The 17,274-nt window shown below is 71.9% G+C and carries 15 protein-coding genes; 4 read left to right on the top strand and 11 right to left on the bottom strand.

Annotated elements, in window-relative coordinates:
• Nucleotides 1-14: 14 nt before the first annotated feature.
• Entirely contained in the window at nucleotides 15-455 is a 441-nt protein-coding gene (locus ACIP4Y_RS25895) for an Lrp/AsnC family transcriptional regulator (RefSeq protein ID WP_014671472.1), read from the bottom strand.
• Between the two features lie 234 nt (nucleotides 456-689).
• Between ACIP4Y_RS25895 and ACIP4Y_RS25890 the strand changes: the two genes are divergently transcribed.
• Nucleotides 690-1,124: a hypothetical protein gene (locus ACIP4Y_RS25890; RefSeq protein WP_358646524.1), complete on the top strand. Its 435-nt coding sequence runs from the start codon at nucleotides 690-692 to the stop codon at nucleotides 1,122-1,124.
• A gap of 6 nt (nucleotides 1,125-1,130) precedes the next feature.
• On the opposite strand, the gene ACIP4Y_RS25885 is transcribed toward ACIP4Y_RS25890, so the two are convergent.
• From ACIP4Y_RS25885 to ACIP4Y_RS25875, 3 genes are all read right to left on the bottom strand, one after another.
• A complete protein-coding gene (locus tag ACIP4Y_RS25885) occupies nucleotides 1,131-2,228 on the bottom strand; it encodes a phosphotransferase family protein (RefSeq protein WP_401397770.1) in 1,098 nt (365 codons plus the stop codon).
• A 13-nt stretch (nucleotides 2,229-2,241) separates the two neighbouring features.
• Nucleotides 2,242-3,342: a hypothetical protein gene (locus tag ACIP4Y_RS25880; protein WP_401397767.1), complete on the bottom strand. Its 1,101-nt coding sequence runs from the start codon at nucleotides 3,340-3,342 to the stop codon at nucleotides 2,242-2,244.
• Between the two features lie 343 nt (nucleotides 3,343-3,685).
• Nucleotides 3,686-4,858, bottom strand: a complete 1,173-nt coding sequence (locus ACIP4Y_RS25875) for an acyl-CoA dehydrogenase family protein (RefSeq protein WP_401397764.1) — start codon at nucleotides 4,856-4,858, stop codon at nucleotides 3,686-3,688.
• A 330-nt stretch (nucleotides 4,859-5,188) separates the two neighbouring features.
• Between ACIP4Y_RS25875 and ACIP4Y_RS25870 the strand changes: the two genes are divergently transcribed.
• On the top strand, nucleotides 5,189-6,421 hold the full coding sequence (locus tag ACIP4Y_RS25870) for a glycoside hydrolase family 18 protein (protein ID WP_401397761.1): 1,233 nt from the start codon (nucleotides 5,189-5,191) through the stop codon (nucleotides 6,419-6,421).
• 19 nt (nucleotides 6,422-6,440) lie between these two features.
• On the opposite strand, the gene ACIP4Y_RS25865 is transcribed toward ACIP4Y_RS25870, so the two are convergent.
• The 5 genes from ACIP4Y_RS25865 to ACIP4Y_RS25845 all read right to left on the bottom strand — a co-directional run bounded on the left by ACIP4Y_RS25865 (nucleotide 6,441) and on the right by ACIP4Y_RS25845 (nucleotide 11,556).
• A complete protein-coding gene (locus ACIP4Y_RS25865; protein ID WP_401397758.1) occupies nucleotides 6,441-7,088 on the bottom strand; it encodes a TetR/AcrR family transcriptional regulator in 648 nt (215 codons plus the stop codon).
• Nucleotides 7,089-7,166: 78 nt separating this feature from the next.
• Complete coding sequence (locus tag ACIP4Y_RS25860; RefSeq protein ID WP_401397755.1) at nucleotides 7,167-7,307, bottom strand: SCO1431 family membrane protein; 141 nt, start codon at nucleotides 7,305-7,307, stop codon at nucleotides 7,167-7,169.
• 119 nt (nucleotides 7,308-7,426) lie between these two features.
• The gene (locus ACIP4Y_RS25855; RefSeq protein ID WP_401397752.1) at nucleotides 7,427-8,797 is read right to left on the bottom strand and encodes a peptidase C39 family protein; all 1,371 of its coding nucleotides are present in this window, start codon (nucleotides 8,795-8,797) and stop codon (nucleotides 7,427-7,429) included.
• 223 nt (nucleotides 8,798-9,020) lie between these two features.
• The gene (locus ACIP4Y_RS25850) at nucleotides 9,021-10,547 is read right to left on the bottom strand and encodes an amino acid permease (RefSeq protein WP_401397749.1); all 1,527 of its coding nucleotides are present in this window, start codon (nucleotides 10,545-10,547) and stop codon (nucleotides 9,021-9,023) included.
• Between the two features lie 52 nt (nucleotides 10,548-10,599).
• Nucleotides 10,600-11,556 (bottom strand): hypothetical protein, encoded by a 957-nt coding sequence (locus ACIP4Y_RS25845; RefSeq protein WP_401397746.1) that lies wholly within the window; start codon nucleotides 11,554-11,556, stop codon nucleotides 10,600-10,602.
• 282 nt (nucleotides 11,557-11,838) lie between these two features.
• On the opposite strand from ACIP4Y_RS25845, the gene ACIP4Y_RS25840 reads away from it, so the two are divergent.
• Nucleotides 11,839-12,459 (top strand): uridine kinase, encoded by a 621-nt coding sequence (locus ACIP4Y_RS25840; protein WP_401397880.1) that lies wholly within the window; start codon nucleotides 11,839-11,841, stop codon nucleotides 12,457-12,459.
• Between the two features lie 429 nt (nucleotides 12,460-12,888).
• A complete protein-coding gene (locus ACIP4Y_RS25835) occupies nucleotides 12,889-14,763 on the top strand; it encodes an AAA family ATPase (protein WP_401397743.1) in 1,875 nt (624 codons plus the stop codon).
• On the opposite strand, the gene ACIP4Y_RS25830 is transcribed toward ACIP4Y_RS25835, so the two are convergent.
• Nucleotides 14,760-15,851 carry a hemolysin family protein gene (locus ACIP4Y_RS25830; RefSeq protein WP_401397740.1) on the bottom strand — a complete coding sequence of 364 codons (1,092 nt, stop codon included), beginning with the start codon at nucleotides 15,849-15,851 and terminating at the stop codon, nucleotides 14,760-14,762. The genes ACIP4Y_RS25835 and ACIP4Y_RS25830 overlap by 4 nt on opposite strands.
• Nucleotides 15,848-17,182, bottom strand: coding sequence for a hemolysin family protein (locus tag ACIP4Y_RS25825; RefSeq protein ID WP_358646547.1), 1,335 nt, complete (start codon nucleotides 17,180-17,182; stop codon nucleotides 15,848-15,850). The genes ACIP4Y_RS25830 and ACIP4Y_RS25825 overlap by 4 nt, the downstream gene beginning before the upstream one ends.
• Nucleotides 17,183-17,274: the final 92 nt, after the last annotated feature.

Raw genomic sequence — 17,274 nt, 5'->3', positions numbered from 1 at the left:
CGGCAGGCCGGCTGTCAGATCTTCGGCGGCCGGGCCTCGTACGGGGTCGAGAGGACCACCGTGGTCCGCGTCGAGACCCCCGCCAGCGAGCGCAGCCGGGCCAGCAGTTCCTCCAGTTCGTGCGGGGTGGAGACGCGCACCTTGAGGATGTAGTTCTCGTCGCCGGCCACGCTGTGGCAGGCCTCGATCTCGGGGACGCCGGCGAGGCGGTCCGCGATGTCGTCGGGGGCGCTGGGGTCGAACGGCTTCACCGAGATGAACGCGGTCAGCGGCAGCCCGACGGCCTCGGGGTCGACCACCGCGGCATAGCCGCGGATGACGCCACGCTGCTCCAGCCGGCGCACCCGCTGGTGCACGGCCGACGTGGACAGGCCCGTGGCCTTGCCCAGGTCTGTGTAGCTCATCCGCCCGTCCTTGACGAGCAGCTGCACGATCTGACGGTCCAGCTCCTCCATGCCGCCACAACCTACAGTGCGCATGATCTCCACGGATACCTCGGAGGCGCAGGTCACTCCCTGTTCGGCAGAAAAACGACCGGGACGGGCACCTGCTCGCGGCATGTGACGAACGCCACACGCCTCGGACGGGCTCCGTGATGTTCTCGTGATTACCGCCGAGACCGGACGGGAAGTGCTTGCTGTGGTCGAGGCCGCAGCGCCTTCTCGGCCCAGCCTTAGGGGGAGAATCCCATGCAGAGTACCCACCGCCCTGGTCGGTCCGCGTCCACGCACCGGCAGCCGGTCGCCGAGCCCGAGCCGGAGGGCGTCGAACCCGACGCCTTCGACGAGGAGCTGGACGCCTACGACACCTTCGAGATGTACCGGGTGATCTGCCCGGACTGCGCGCAGCCGATCGCGCTGCTGGCAGACGAGGAGGTCCTGCCGGAGCACGCGCTGTGCGCCTCGCCGTGGAACCCGTTCGGGCTCACGGTGTGCGCGGGTACGGGCCGTTCGGCGGCCGACGCCCGCCCCGCGGACGAGTCCTTCGAACCGCAGGAGCAGGACACGGCCCTGCTGCTGACGCTCCCCCAGGGTCTGAACTGGCGGACGCAGCCGTTCTCGCACGTCGGCGGCCCGGGCTCGCGCCCGATGCGCATGCCGGCGATGCGCCGCCAGGCCGCCTGAGCCGCCTCACCGCTTCCCGTACGTGCCCTGCACCATGGCGCGCAGGCTGTCGTGGTGCAGGATCAGCGTGTCCGGGTCCGCCGGGACGGCGGCCTCCCCGAAGTGCACCTGGCGGTAGGCGATGCGCAGCATGACGATCGCGTGCCGCAGGGCGGCGTACAGGAGATGGAAGTCCATGTCCCGCGGGGTGTGCCCGGTCAGGCGTGCGTAGCGGGCCTCGACCCGGTCGCGGCGCAGCAGGCCGGGCAGCCCGCGCTGTCCTGAGCCGGTCGTGAGGTCCTGGAAGAACCGGTGCAGGTAGATCGTCCAGCCGAGGTCCACCTCGCGCGGGGCGGGCGCCGCCATCTCCCAGTCCAGTACGGCGACGGGCTCGAAGCCGTCGTAGACGACGTTCCCGATGCGGGCGTCCCCCCAGGTGAGGACGGGTTCGCCGGGCTCGCGCGGCCACAGCTCGGCCAGCCGGTCGAACGCGGCCTCGATGAGGGGTGAGCGGGCGAGACCGTCGACCACCCAGGCGTAGTAGGCGCGTTGGGCCGTCACATGCCGGCGCAGCGCGTCGCCCTGCCCGGACAGGGTGAGGAACGGGGCGGCGGACAGGGGTACTTGGTCGTGCAGCCGGGCCAGCAGCCCGATCGTGGCCGCTTCCAGGTGCTCGCGTTCGGCGTCGCTCGCCGCGTGCAGCCAACTGCCCTCGTAGGTGTACGGCATGACGTCCGGGGGCACGCGCCCGGCCACCCGTTCCATGACGAAGAACGGCGCCCCGAGCGGGGCCGGGTCCTCCTCCAGCCAGAGCACGCGGGGCACGGGCACGTCCGTGTGCTCGGCCACGAGCTCGAGGGTGCGGTACTGGCGGGCCATGTCGTACTCCGGAAAGACGGTGTACGCCGCCGGGTCCGCCGCCATCCGCAGCACGCAGGAGCGCACCGGCGGCCGCGGATGGCCGATGTCGAACAGCAGGGTCTCGCTGGACATGCCGTTGGAGGCCGGGACGGTGACGCCGGTGGCCCTGGCGCCCGGGAGCCGGGTGCCGAGCCAGGCGGTGAGGCGCCGGGTCAGTTCCGCGGAGTCCCGGGTGGTGGTGCGGGGACGAGGTGCCGTGGCCATGGGCGAAGCCCCCTTACGGTGCCGTGGAGGTGAAGTCCGCGAACCCGCTCGGGTCGTGCCGGCCGAACGAGCCGTGCTCGAAGATGCCGTACCCGGTCCGCCCGTCCATGCGGAAGCGCGCGGAGTGGTCGGTGACGCCGTAGGCGGCGAGCGGGTGCGGTGCCGACATGTCGTAGGTACGGCGGTCCACCCAGCCGGCGCCGCGCCAGGTGCCGTGCTGCCAGTCGTCGGCCGGCGGATAGCCCGCACCGACGGCCAGCGGTGAGGAGGCGAGGATCTCCACCTCCAGTTCCTGCGGCGTGCGTGCGTCGCCGAGGTGGACGACGGCCCGCTCGGGGTGCCGGGTGCCGGAGCGGTAGCCGATCTCGGCCTGCGGCCAGCCGAGTTGGCGGTCGCGGTGGCCGGGGCGGACCAGGGTGGCGTCGTTCAGGGAGCGGTGGCCGTCGGCGTCCTCCTGGACGACGACCATCAGGAAGCTGTCTTCGAAGCGGACCGGGCACCAGATCCAGTGGAAGCCCTCGGCGGGGTGGTCGGCGGCGAGCCGGCCGCCGTCCTCACCGGGTATCGGGCGCACGCCCCAGCTGCGGTCCCGGGTGCCGGTCCAGCCCTCCGCCGAGACGGCGAACTCCGCACCGGCCGCCCGGATCACACCCTCGACCTGCCCCGCCTGGACGAAGCGGCGGCCCTCCAGGGTGAGCCGGTCGCCCCGGCGCTGGAGGTGGTGCGGCTCCCACAACGCCGGGAACGCGGCGCTCCAGGTGAGGTCGTACGCCAGCTGGTCGTCGGTGCAGACCAGGCGCAGGCGCTGGAGCGGCCGTACCACCTCGATGCGCAGCGGGCCGACGGCGAGCCGCATCCGGTCCTCGCCGAGGGCGTCGGAGGCGCGCACGGCGTGCAGGGTGTCGCCGGTGCGCAGGGTGGCGTAGGCGTCGGTCACGCCCAGGTTGGGGTAGACGCCGAGGCCGAGGATGAGCAGGGCGCGGCCGGTGTGGTCGAAGACGTGGAAGATGCAGCGGTCGTAGGCGTTCCGGTCGCCGGTGGCCACGTGCTTCATGGAGAGCGGCACCTGGTGCACGGGGTACTCGTCGAGCGGTACGGGACGGTCGTCGGCCACGGGCACCCCCTCGGCGATGGTCCGCTGACGGTACGTCAGCCGACCGCAGAGGGCCAGAGGGGGAACCGGACGGGCCGTGAACTGACGCTCGATTGCGTCGGGCGGTGACCTGTCCGGCCGTCGCCGCGTTGCCCGGGTATGACCCCCACGTACGCGACGGCCGGGCGTCAGCGCCGCATGTTCGTTCCCCGCCCGGCAGAATCGGTTCCGCCGCCTGCGCCGCAGGACCCGCCCATCTACCGCGACCTCATGCGGACCTGGGCCGACCGGGGCCGTACCCTGCCGGGCCGACACGACCCGGAGTGGGTCAGGCTGGCGGCCCCCACGGTCCGCACGGGCCAGTTCAGCGACCTTCTGGCCCCGCCAGGTGACGGGCGATGACCATCCGCTGGATCTGGTTGGTGCCCTCGACGATCTGCAGGACCTTGGCCTCGCGCATATAGCGCTCGGCCGGGAAGTCGGCGGTGTAGCCGTAGCCGCCCAGTATCTGCACCGCGTCCGTGGTGACCTTCATGGCCGCGTCGGTGCAGTGCAGCTTGGCCATGGCGGCCTGCTTGGCGAACGGCCGGCCGGCGTCGCGCAGCCGGGCCGCGGCGAGGTACAGCGCGCGGCCCGCCTCGATCTGGGTGGCCATGTCGGCGAGCATGAAGCGCAGGCCCTGGAAGTCGGCGACGGCCCGGCCGAACTGGCGGCGCTGGGTGGCATAGCGGACCGCCTCGTCCAGCGCGGCCTGGGCGAGGCCGATGGCGCAGGCGGCGATGCCGAGCCGGCCGGAGTCGAGCGCCGCCAGGGCGATGGAGAAACCCTGGCCCTCCTCGCCTATGCGCCGGTCGTCCGGGACGCGGACGCCGTCGAAGTGCACCTGCGCGGTGGGCGAGCCCTTCATGCCCATCTTCTTCTCGGGGGCCGCGCCGCTCAGGCCGGGCGCGTCGCCGGGCACCAGGAAGGCGGTGATCCCGCGCGGGCCGTCCTCGCCGGTGCGGGCCATCACGGTGTAGAAGTCGGCGATCCCGCCGTGCGTGATCCAGGCCTTGGTCCCGTCGATCACCCAGCTGTCGCCGTCCCGGACGGCCTTGGTGCGCAGGGAGGCCGCGTCGGAGCCGGAGGACGGCTCGGACAGGCAGTAGGCGCCGAGCAGGCCGCCGCCCAGCATCGCGGGCAGGTGCTCGACCTGCTGCTGCTTGGTGCCGTAGGTGGCGAGCGCGTAGGACGCGAGTGTGTGGACGCTGACGCCGAGGCCGACGGTGAGCCGGGCCGCGGCCAGCTCCTCGAGGACCTGGAGGTACACCTCGTACGGCTGGTCGCCGCCGCCGTACTCCGAGTCGTACGGCAGGCCCAGCAGGCCGGACTCGGAGAGCAGGGTGAAGATCTCGTGCGGGAAGCGTCCCGCGTCCTCCTCCTCCGCGGCCTTCGGCGCGATCTCGCGCTGGGCGATGTCCCGGACGAGGGCGAGCAGATCCCTCGCCTCCTCCGTGGGCAGTTGACGCTCCACCGGCTGCGGGTCGCGGTCGGACATGGCGTCGGCTCCTCCCTGTTCGGGCACCGGCGGTCCGTCCCGGGGTTGGGGGGCGGCTCCGCCTGATCGTTGCGCTGGGCCGAAAGCACCGGCTCCCGGGTCTCGGAAGCTGCTGACCTGCGGCATGCGCTGTGAGTATGCCCGATCGGCGACCTCCCGTCACCAGTTAACGACCGCTTACTTCAAGAGTCCAGTCAGGGTGGCCCGCGGGGCGGAAATTGGTCCGAACCATTGACCTAGTGGTCTAGTCCTCCTACTGTGCATGACCAACGCTTTACCGCGTTCATGCCAATCGGCGCGCGATCCCCTCCCCCCACGAGGAGACACCCGATGCACACTCCCCACCGCTCCCTCGTCCGGGCACTCGTCTCGGCCGCGTGTACCGCCGCCCTCGGCGCCGGCCTGCTGGCCGGCACGGGCACGGCGACCGCGGCGGCCCCGAGCGCCCCGCAGCTGACGGCCGGCTCCAAGGTCGTCGGCTACTTCACCGAATGGGGCACCTACGACCGCAAGTACTACGTCAAGAACATCGAGACCTCCGGCTCCGGGGCCAGGCTGACCCACATCAACTACGCCTTCGGCAACGTCACCGGCGGCAAGTGCGCCATGGGCGACTCCTACGCGGCCACCGACCGGGCCTACACCGCCGCCGAGTCCGTCGACGGCGTCGCCGACACCTGGGACCAGCCGCTGCGCGGCAACTTCAACCAGCTGCTGAAGCTGAAGAAGAAGCACCCGGGCCTGAAGATCCTGTGGTCCTTCGGCGGCTGGACCTGGTCCGGCGGCTTCGGCGAGGCCGCGAAGAACCCGGCCGCCTTCGCCCAGTCCTGCTACGACCTGGTGAAGAACTCCAAGTGGGCGGGCGTCTTCGACGGCATCGACATCGACTGGGAGTACCCGAACGCCTGCGGCAACACCTGCGACACCAGCGGGCGGGCGGCCTTCAAGAACCTGATGGCCGCCCTGCGCTCGAAGTTCGGCTCCGGCAACCTGGTCACCGCGGCGATCACCGCGGACGCCACCAGCGGCGGCAAGATCGACGCGGCGGACTACGCGGGCGCCGCCCAGTACGTCGACTGGTACAACCCGATGACGTACGACTACTTCGGCGCCTGGGACGCGACCGGCCCGACCGCCCCGCACTCCCCGCTGAACTCCTACTCGGGCATCCCCAAGGCGAACTACTACACGTCGGCGACCATCGCCAAGCTCAAGGGCCTCGGCATCCCGGCCTCCAAGCTGCTGCTCGGCATCGGCTTCTACGGCCGCGGCTGGACCGGCGTCACCCAGGCGGCGCCCGGCGGCACGGCCACCGGCCCGGCGGCGGGCACGTACGAGCAGGGCATCGACGACTACAAGGTGCTCAGGACCAAGTGCCCGGCCACCGGCACCGTGGGCGGCACCGCCTACGCCAAGTGCGGCAGCGACTGGTGGAGCTACGACACCCCGTCGACCATCGCCACGAAGATGACGTACAAGAACCAGCAGGGTCTCGGCGGCACCTTCTTCTGGGAGCTGAGCGGCGACACGGCGAACGGTGAGCTGATCAAGGCGATCAACTAGTCCGGGCGGCCGGCCCCGGTCAGCCGTCCCGGCGGGCCGGCGGCGGGGCCGGGTGGGCGGGGTCCAGCTCCTCGACGGCGCGCAGGACCCCGCCCAGCGTCTTCACCAGCAGCTCGCGCATGGTGTCGCGGGACAGCCGGGGGCGGTTGATCCAGTCCAGGGTGGCGCCCTCCACGCTGCACACCCAGGACAGCAGGCCCATCCGGGCCAGCGGGGAGATGTCCACGCGGCCGTAGGCCCCCTCGGCGATCGCGGCGATGATCGCCTCGCGCACGCCGTCCCGGATCGCGTGCACCTCGGCGTCGAAGCCGACGCCGCCGCTGACGATGGTGCGGTAGGCGGCCTGGTGGTGTTCGGCGTAGCGCAGATAGCCGTCGATCGTGCGGTGCACGCGGTCCACGGCGGGCAGCTGGAGGCTGCCGGCAGCGGAGGTGACCAGGTCGGCGACGGAGTCCCGGATGATCGCCAGGTAGTAGCCGCGCTTGGACCGGAAGTAGTAGTAGATCAGTCCCTTGGCGACCCGGGCGTGGCGGGCGATGTCGTCCATGGACAGCGCGTCGTAGGACGTGTCGGCGAACAACTTCCGCCCGATGGCGATGAGTTCGGCGCGGCGCGCCACGGAGCGCTCGGTGCCGCGCACCGGGGTGGCGGCACGCTGCTGCGGCATGTTCACGATCGACCCCGGACTAGGCGCGGCGGGACACGCGCAGTATGTCAGAACAAGCCGCACGCCTGAGCGGTCGGTTCAGAGCAGGCCGAGCTGGGTCACGAGCATGGCGAACACCGCGACGAGGACCCAGCCCAGGGCGTGTTCGAGGATCTTCGGCCCGTCTTCCCCGGGGCCTCCGGTGACGGCGCGGGTGGCGGTGGCCGGGTGTGCGGTCATGGTGTTACTCGCAGAGGTCGGACGTATACGGCGGAATCCCCCCACCCATGTGTCCACCATGCCACCCGCGTCCGGGTTCGCGGCGATGAGCTTGGTCACAGGCCGCGGGACACCGGCCTTCAGTGCACGCCCACCGCGGCGAGCGCCTTGCGCTGGTGCGGGGTCGGGTGGGCCGGGAAGTACAGGTAGCAGACCCCACCGGTGCCGGAGACGACCTTGCCGGAGGCGTTGTACCGCTTGGTCCGCAGCCAGATGTTCTCCCACTCGCGCCGCTTGTAGACGCGCCGCACCGCCTCGTCGTTCGGCGAGGCCGGGTCGTTGGCGATCACGTCCCCCTCGGCGGTGAAGCCGATGACGGTCATCAGGTGCCCGGAGGTGCCGTAGCCGGCCCCCGTCAGCTCCTCCTTGCGGAACGACTGGGACGTTATGGCCGGGATGCCGGCCGCGATCAGCGTCTCCAGGTCGGTGAGGGAGGCGAGCCGGGTGACGACGCCCTGCAGCCCGTCGAAGGTGGCCGCGTAGGCGGCGTTGAAGGGCCAGTTGCCGCAGCCCTGGTACTGGTGGTCGTAGGTGAACCGGGCCGCGTGGCAGACCTGCGGGTCGGCGTAGGACGGATCGACCCAGGACAGCTGCTCGGGCGTGAGCCGTCCGCCCCAGTACTCGACGATCATCTGCGAGGAGGTGGGGCTGCACCAGGCCTCGCCGCCGTTGTCGTACTCGGGGTACTGACCCTTGTGGATCTCCTGCGAGTAGCGCGGGACGGCCAGTTCCTGGGCGAGGCCGGGGGTGGAGGCCGGGACGGTGAAGCGGTCGGGGATGTCGGAGCCCATCGCGCCGAGCCGCCACACGGTCGGCGTGAGACGCGTGCCGGGCCGGCGGTAGAGGGTCAGGCGCAGCCGGTAGGACGTCAGGCGCAGGCCGGTGCTCGCGTCGTCGACGGCGAACGTGTCGGTCCAGATGGTGCTCTTGCCGTCGGTCTGGTCGTCCACCGAGGTCCGCTTGATGTCCTGGTCGCCGGCCGCCCAGCGGCCCATCACGTACCAGGGCGTCTCGGTGCCGTCGGAGTACGTGCCGTGCAGCTCGACCTGGAGCCAGGTGCCGTCGGGGGTGTCCGCGTTCCAGGAGGCGACGACCTCGGTCGCGGGCACGGTGAGCCGGTGCACCGGGGAGGTCCAGGTGGCGTACTCCCACGTGGCGGTGGTCCCGGTGTGCGGGTCGGTGTAGTCGGTACGGCCGGCGGGGGCGCCGATCACGACGCCGGGACGCCGGCCGGACACCGCCCGGGTGCCCTGGGCGGTGCCGCATCGCCAGTCCCGGTACGTCGTCCAGGCGTGGTAGTCGATCGGGCGGCCCTGCGTCCGGCCGGGGTCGTCGGTGTCGGCGGTGGGGCGCGGTCCGGCGGCGGCAGCGGGGGCCGCCGTGCCGGTCACCGCCGCGGCGACGGCCACTGCCAGAACGGTTCTGCGGGACGGCTGTCGGGCTCTGCTCATGGGCGCGATGACCCCCAGGGTGTCCGAGTCGGGCTGGTCCGGTGCGGTAACTATGAAGGAGGCCGGATGGCGCTGCCAGCACTTCCGCGTATGCCGCGCCATGAATATTGGTCTGGGCCACTGGAAGGAGCTGGGCGGGAGCGCCCGACGGGGCGCGGGGAATCCCAGCCCCCACGCGCCCGTACCACGGCCACGCCCCCGCCACCCGGGCCGGACGGCCCGGTCAGACGAGATCCATCGCGGCGACCTCGTCGGGCCGCCCGTAGCTCACCGGCCCCTGGAAGCGGCGGCGGGCCGTGGCGAACCACCACACCGTGGCCACCAGCAGGACCGCGGCGAGCGCGATCGGCGCGTAGTTGAAGGAGTCGACGGTGATCGGCGAGGCCTGCGGCAGCATGAACAGGACGCTGCTGAGCAGGATCCAGACCACCGCGAGCCAGCCGATCGGCCTGCCCCAGCGGCCCAGGTGCCAGGGCCCCGGCTGGAAGGCGTCACCGAGCCGCAGCCGCAGGAAGATCGGCACGGCGTAGGCCAGGAAGAGCCCGACCACGTTGACGCTGACGATGGCGGTGAACGCCGTGTGCGACCACCAGCCCGGCACCACCAGGGCCAGCGAGCAGGCGACCGCGAGCCACACGGCCTTCACCGGTGTACGGGTGCGCAGCGAGACCGAGTGCCACCAGCGGGAGCCCGGCATGGCGCCGTCCCGGGAGAAGGCGAAGATCTGCCGGGTGTTGCTGGTGAGGTTGGCCAGCCCGCAGAAGAGCATCGCGCCGATGACGATGAGCAGCATCACCTTGGCGGTACGCAGGCCGAGGCCGTCGATGAGGATCCGGACCGGCGGCGCGGACGCACCGGCCACCTCGGCGTAGTCGCCGATGCTGTAGACCAGTGCCAGCATCAGGACCAGGCCGGCGACCGCGGAATAGCCGATGGCGCGGGTGATGCCCTTCGGGGCGCTGACCGTCGCGCGGACCGTTTCCTCGGACATGTGGAAGCTGCCGTCGAACCCGGTGAAGGTCCAGCTGGTCACCAGCAGGCCGAGCATGCCGCCGTAAAGCCCGCTCGTGAAGCCGGTGTTGTTCTCGAAATGCGTCACGAAGGACGCGGACTGGTGATGATCGGGCATCACTATCAGTGCCCCCACGATCACGACGAGTCCGATCAGCAGCCACCACACGGAAATTCGGTTCAGCAGGGCGACCAGCTGGACGGTGTAGGTGTTGGCGAGTCCCTGCAGCACGATGACGAGGGCCGTGATGAGGACCGTCTGGTGCGCGGTCGGCTGGTAGGAGGGCCACTGCAGCTGCACGAACACCTGGATGAAGGTGGCGGCGGCATAGCCGGTGGCGGCGGTGCCGCCGATCTGGCCCACGAAGTTCAGCCAGCCCGTGAACCACGACCAGGCGCCTTTGTGCCGCTTGGCGAGTTTTCCCGCGGAGAAATACAGGGCACCGCTCGTCGGATAGGCGGAGGCGACTTCCGCCATGGCCGCGCCGATGAGCAGCACCATGAGCGAGACGCCGATCCAGCCGAACACGAGAATGCGCGGGCCGCCCGCGTTCATCCCGAATCCGAAGGACGAGAAAATACCCGAGAGAATATTGATGATGGTGAACGAGATCGCGAAGTTGTCGAACGCATGGAAACGCCGGGTGAGTTTTCGCGGATAACCCATCGCGTGCAGGGTGGCGTCGTCGTCGAGCACGACGGGGTCCGCGGCACGGGCCCGCGAGCGGGGAGTCGACATCCGTTCCGACACAGATCGGCCTCTCTCTCGATGGGGGGTGGGGACGAGCGGGTCAGGCGGGTCCCGGGACGGGCAGGCCGCAGGCGCGCCGGGCCCGGGAGAGCTGCTCGGCGGGGTCGCCGAAGGCACTCCAGGGCATGCGGGAGGCGTACGGACCCATCGCCGTGAAGACCGCCCGGGCCTCGAACTCGCGCTGGCCCATGACCAGCGCGTGCGCGAGGTAGGCCAGGTCGAGCACCGGGGTGAAGCGGTAACCGGCCACCGTGGGCAGCCAGTTCTGGTAGACGGCCAGCGCGGTGGCGCGCCACTGGGGCTGCTCCCAGACCCGGTCGGCGAGCAGCTGGGTGGGGTTGTAGCTCTCCACCAGGGCCACCAGGGGCAGCAGCCGGAGGGCGCAGTCGGCGGGCGCCCGCTGACTGAGGAAGGCGGCCACGTCCCAGGCCGCGGTGACCGAGCCGCCGTGGCGCGTGAAGAAGAAGGAGAGGAAGCGGTGGTGGGCCTCGCGGTGCCAGGGGTCGAGGGAGAGGATGTGCGCGAACAGCCGCCAGGGGCCGGGCGGGGCGGTGAGCAGGCCCTGCGGGGCGGGGTCGCGCAGCCGGTGCAGCCGGGCCATGGCGAGCCGGGCGACCCAGGGGGTGGGGTCGGCCGGGTCCGCCTCGGCGGCCCGGTCGCAGGCGGTCAGGGCGATCCGCTCCAGCGCCTCGGCGCGGTCGTCGCGCGCGTCGGCGGCCCGCAGCGCGCGCTGCACCGCGACCCGGGCCCACATCAGCGCGGCCTCGGGCGTCGGCTCCTCGGCGAGCCAGCGTTCCACCAGGTCGGTGCCGGCCGCCTCGGAGGCGAGGACCAGCGAGCGGTGGGCGCGCAGGGCGAAGTCGGTACGCGTCTCGGCGAGCGCCTCGTGGGCGTATCGATAACGGCCGGCGCGCACATCGACGCATACGCTCGCCAGCACGCGGTCGTCGGCCGCCGGGTGCCATACGTAGTGCCCTTCGAATAACTCCGCGGCCATGTCCCCCTGCCCAGTCCCCGTTCGACGCATCACGGTGCGCAGGAGGCACCTTACTCAGCGTCGGCCACACCCGGAACGCCGAATTCGACATATCGGTCAGGGGATTCGGAATGTTTATCGGGTGCCATTGACTGGCCGCCAGCCGATGGTTCAATACGTGACGTTTTCCCGGTCCGGCGGTCCCCCGGTCTGGCCGCTATGTGCCGCTACTAGACTGTTTCACGGAAAACCCACACACCGCACCACAGGCCCCACGCACACCACACGCCCCGGGGAATCGCCATTCACGACCTCGCCGCCCGGCTGCACGGGCTCCCTCCCTCGCTGGGACCGGTCCGGCTGATCGCCGTCGACGGGCACGCCGGCTCCGGGAAGTCCACCTTCGCCGGACGGCTGGCGCACGCGCTGGGCGGGGCTCCGGTGCTCCACCTCGACGACATCGCCAGCCACGAGCAGCTCTTCGCCTGGACCGGCCGGCTCATGACCCAGGTGATCGAGCCCCTCGCCCGCGGCGAGAGCGCGTACTACACCCCCTATGACTGGCGGTCCCGCACCTTCGGCGTCCCGCGCCCGCTGCCGGCCGCACCCGTCGTCCTGATCGAGGGCGTCGGCGCCGGCCGCCGGGCGCTGCGGCCGTATCTGGCCCGGCTGCTGTGGATGGAGCTGCCCCCGGCGGAGTCCTGGGCGCGTGGCCGGCAGCGGGACGGCGCGGAACAGCGGGAGTTCTGGGAGGGCTGGGTCGCGGCGGAGCGAGCGCACTTCGCCGCCGATCCCTCACGCCCCCATGCCGATCTGCTGGTGCTCCAGCTGCAGGAGGGGTACGAGGTGCTGCCGGGGCCGGGGGCGACTCCCGAAGCCGGGCCCGATGTGACGCTGCGTAATGGGCCGTCCCCGATGTGGTGAAGTGGTGAAGAGCCTTGCGGGACAACTTCTCCGAGTGCCTCAACTCTGCTTGACCCGGGGGCCGTACAGGTCTTACGTTCTCAATGTGCGGCTTTAGGAGTCGCTCACCAACGCGAGGCCCCCGGTTGTTCCCCCGTGACCGGGGGCTTCGTTCTGCCCGCGGTACCCGTTTCCGGCCGCCCCGCGCACCGTGCCTCTCACCCTCGGTCACGAAACGCCGTGCGCCCCGTCTGCTCCCACCTCGCCGAACGCCCCGTGCGGCACCCTTCGGCCCGCGCAGGTACCGCGGGTACGATGCCCTCGGTGCGACCTTCGAGCGGCTGCCTCGCACCTTGCAACTCCGGTCCGCGGCACAGCGGTTCGACCGCGGCGGCCGTCGGGCGACTGCCCGGTGGTGAACCACGGGGGCACGGTTTGTGGGGGGACGTGATGGACTTCGGCACGCAGGGCCCCGAGGCCCCGGCCGACCTCGCCTGGCTGCGGGGTGTGGACGCCTACACGATGGGCGCCTACCCGCAGGCGGAGGAGGAGTTCCGCACCGCGGTGCGGATGGACGCGGGCATGGCCGACGCCTGGCTCGGGCTGCACGCGCTCCGGGTCGACACGACCACCGCGCTGCTGCGGATGTTCCGGCACCGCGACCGCTTCGGCGAACAGCGCACCCGGCACCGCCGCGCCCTCAACTCCTGGTACTGGCTGGGCTGGTGGGTGCAGCCGGTGCTGGAGAGTCCGCGCGATCTGCTGCTGGCGCACGCCTCCCACTGGCTGGACGGCCGGCATGTGCCCGAGCTGGACCGCGCCCTCGCCGGACTGCCCCCGGTCGACGCCGACCCGCAGGTCCGCTTTCTGCACGCCTGCCGCGCCTACCTGGTCAAGGACTGGGAGCAGCTGGTCCGGCACACCGACCCGCTGCTGGACGATCCCCTGCTCGGCATCGAGGCCGGCCTGTTCGGCGGCATGGCCCGAGTCCGGCTGGAGATGTACGGCCAGGCCGAGCCGCTGCTGGCGGCGGCGCTGATGCGGTGCCGCAGCGAGCAGCCGCAGCGCAAGGAGCTGCGGTACTGGCTGGCGCGGGCGCACGAGGGAACGGGGCGCTCGGCCGCCGCGCTCCCCCTGTACCGGGCGGTGCACCGGGTCGACCCGGCCTTCATGGACACCTCCGCCCGGCTCGCCGCGATCTCCGAGGGCGACGGGTACGACGAGACGGCCGACCTCGCCGCGATCACGCTGACCGGCGCCGGGCAGGACACGGTGGACGGGGCGGACGGGCTGGATCCGCTGTTCGGCATGGAGGGCCGGGACCTGCGGCTGCCGGAGCCCGAGCTGCCGACCGGGCCGCTGCCGTCGGTGACCGATCCCTCGGTGCGCACGAAGACCGGGGTGTCCGGGGTGACCGGCTCGCCGATCCCGGCCGGCCCGACGGACCCCGCGTTACTCGAGGAGGCGCTCGCCGAACTGGAGCGCATGGTCGGGCTCGAGCCGGTCAAGCGCCAGGTCAAGGCGCTGTCGGCGCAGCTGAACATGGCCCGGCTGCGAGCCGGGCAGGGTCTGCCGGTGCAGCCGCCCAAACGGCACTTCGTCTTCTCCGGGCCGTCCGGCACGGGCAAGACCACGGTCGCGCGGATCCTCGGGCGCGTGTTCTACGCGCTGGGGCTCCTCGGCGGCGACCACCTCGTGGAGGCCCAGCGGGCCGACCTGGTCGGCGAGTACCTGGGCCAGACGGCCGTGAAGGCCAACGAGCTGATCGACTCCGCGATCGGCGGGGTCCTCTTCGTGGACGAGGCGTACGCACTGTCCAACTCCGGGTACGGCAAGGGCGACGCGTACGGCGACGAAGCGCTGCAGGTGCTGCTGAAGCGGGCCGAGGACAACCGCGACCACCTGGTGGTGATCCTGGCCGGCTACCCGGAGGGCATGGACCGCCTGCTCGCCGCCAACCCCGGCCTGTCCTCCCGTTTCACCACCCGGGTCGACTTCCCCTCCTACCGGCCGCTGGAGCTGACCGAGATCGGCAAGGTGCTCGCAGCGGAGAACGGGGACCAGTGGGACGACGAGGCGCTGGACGAGCTGCGCTCCATCGCCGGACACGTGGTCGACCAGGGGTGGATCGACGAGCTGGGGAACGGGCGGTTCCTGCGGACGCTGTACGAGAAGAGCTGTGCGTACCGGGACCTCCGCCTGTCGACGTACGCCGGCTCCCTGTCCAGGGAGGACCTGGCGACCCTGCGGCTGCCCGACCTGATGCAGGCCTACGGGGAGGTGCTGTCGGGCCGGGGGCCGCAGGATCCGTCGTCCTACAGCTAGGCCATCGCTCCGGCCTCCTCCGGTTCCCCGCTCGCCCTCGGCTCGGTCAGCCGCACCTCGGGAGCCTCCCGGTGCGCCGGGTCCCGTACCTCTCCCACCAGCATCTCCAGGACGTCCTCCAGGGCCACCAGGCCCAGGACCTTGCCGGAGGCGTCGGCCACCTGGGCCAGATGGGTGGCCGCGCGGCGCATGACGGTGAGGGCGTCGTCGAGCGGCAGCTCGGCGCGGAGCGTGGCCATCGGGCGCCACACCTGCTGCGGGACGGCCCGCTCGGAGTCCTCCAGGTCGAGGACGTCCTTCACGTGCACGTACCCCATGAAGGGGCCCTTCTCGGTCGCCGCGACCGGGAAGCGGGAGTAGCCCGTGCGGGCGGTCAGCTCCACGATCTCGCCCGGGGTGACCGAGGGCTCCACCGTGACCAGGGACTCCCGGCGCAGCAGGACGTCCGTCACCGGGCGGGAGCCCAGCTCCAGTGCGTCCTCCAGGCGCTCCTGCTCCTCGGGGTCGAGGAGGCCCGCCTGGCCGGAGTCCTCCAGCAGCCGGTTGAGCTGCTCGGTGGTGACGACCGCCTCGACCTCGTCCTTCGGCTCGACCCGGAACAGCCGCAGGATGCCCTGGGCGCAGGCGCCGAGGGCCACCGTGATCGGCTTGCACAGGCGCGCGAAGTACACCAGGCCGGGGCTGAGCCACAGCGCGGCCTTCTCCGGGGCGGCCATCGCGAGGTTCTTCGGGACCATCTCGCCGATCACGAGGTGGAAGAAGACCACCGCGGCCAGCGCGATGACGTAGCCCAGCGGATGGATCACGCCGTGCGGGAGGTGGATCCACTCGAACAGCGGCTCCAGCAGGTTCGCCACCGTCGGTTCGGCGACCGCGCCGAGCGTCAGGGAGCAGACGGTGATGCCGAACTGGGCGGCGGCCATCATCTGGGGCAGGCGTTCGAGGCCGTACAGCACCTGGCGGGCCCGGGCGGTGCCGAGCGGTTCGATCTGGCTGCGGCGGACGGAGACGAGCGCGAACTCGGCGCCGACGAAGAAACCGTTGGCGAGCACGAGCAGGCCCGCGAAGGCCAGTTGGAGGACGCTCATCGGGCGGCCTCCAGCGCGTTCACGGCCGGGACCGTCCTGACCAGGCGGACCCGTTCGGCGCGGTAGTGGCCGACCTGGCGGACGGAGAGCCGCCAGCCGGGCAGTTCGGCCCGGTCGCCGGGGGCCGGGATCCGGCCGAGCAGGTCGGCGACCAGTCCGGCGACGGTCTCGTACGGCCCCTCGGGCACGTCCAGGCCTATGCGCTGCAGGATGTCCACGCGGCAGCTGCCGTCCACGTCCCAGGCGGGCCTGCCGTCCTCGGGCGGGGCCGGGGCCAGCTCGGGTGTGTCCTTGGCGTCGTGCTCGTCGCGGACCTCGCCGACGAGTTCCTCGACGATGTCCTCCAGGGTGACCACGCCGGCCGTACCGCCGTACTCGTCCACGACGACCGCGATGGGCTGCTCGCTGCGCAGCCGGGCGAGCAGGGGCTGGACGGGCAGGGTCTCGGGGACGAGGAGCGCCTTGCGGGCGATCCGGCTGACCGGGGTGCGCAGCCGGTCGTACACGGGGACCGCCAGCGCGTCCTTGAGGTGGGCCATGCCGACGATCTCGTCGATCTTCTCCCGGTAGACGGGGAAGCGCGACAGGCCGGTGGCCCGGGTGAGGTTGACGACGTCCTCGGCGGTGGCGGAGTCCTGCAGCGCGCTCACCTTCACGCGCGGGGTCATGACGTGCTGTGCGGTCAGCTCGCCCAGGGACAGGGTGCGCACGAACAGGTCGGCCGTGTCCTGCTCCAGGGCGCCGGCCCGGGCGGAGTGCCGGGCCAGCGAGACCAGCTCGCCGGGGGTGCGGGCGGAGGCCAGCTCCTCGGCGGGTTCGACGCCGAGGGCGCGGACCAGCCGGTTGGCGACCGTGTTCAGCCCGGAGATCACCGGGCGGAACAGCAGGGCGAAGCGGTGCTGGGGGCCGGCCACGAAGCGCGCGACCTGCAGCGGCCGGGACACCGCCCAGTTCTTGGGCACGAGCTCGCCGATCACCATCTGGATCGCGGAGGCCAGCAGCATGCCGACGACCACGGCGATGCCGGAGGCGGCGCCCTCGGGGATGCCAAGCGCGGCGAACGGGCCGTGCAGCAGCTCGGCCAGGGCCGGTTCGGCGAGCATGCCGACGACCAGGGAGGTGATGGTGATGCCGAGCTGGGTGCCGGAGAGCTGGAAGGACAGCTCCTTCAGCGACTCCACGACCGTACGGGCGCGGGCGTCGCCGTCGGCGGCGGCCCGCTCGGCCTCCGGACGCTCGACCGTCACCAGGCCGAACTCGGCCGCCACGAAGAAGCCGTTGGCGAGGATCAACAGGAACGCAGCTGCGAGGAGCAGCAGGGAGATGGTCACGCTGCCACCGCCTTCCCGCTCTGTCGGGCAGGGGTGGCGCAGGTACTACAGGACGATCCGTCCATCGCTGGAGGGAGTCACTCCTCGGGTAG

The sequence above is a fragment of the Streptomyces sp. NPDC088810 genome, from assembly GCF_044750305.1.
Classification (GTDB): Bacteria; Actinomycetota; Actinomycetes; order Streptomycetales; family Streptomycetaceae; genus Streptomyces.
The sequence above is the reverse complement of the archived record's forward strand: the minus strand, read 5'-3'. Positions and strand labels throughout refer to the sequence as shown.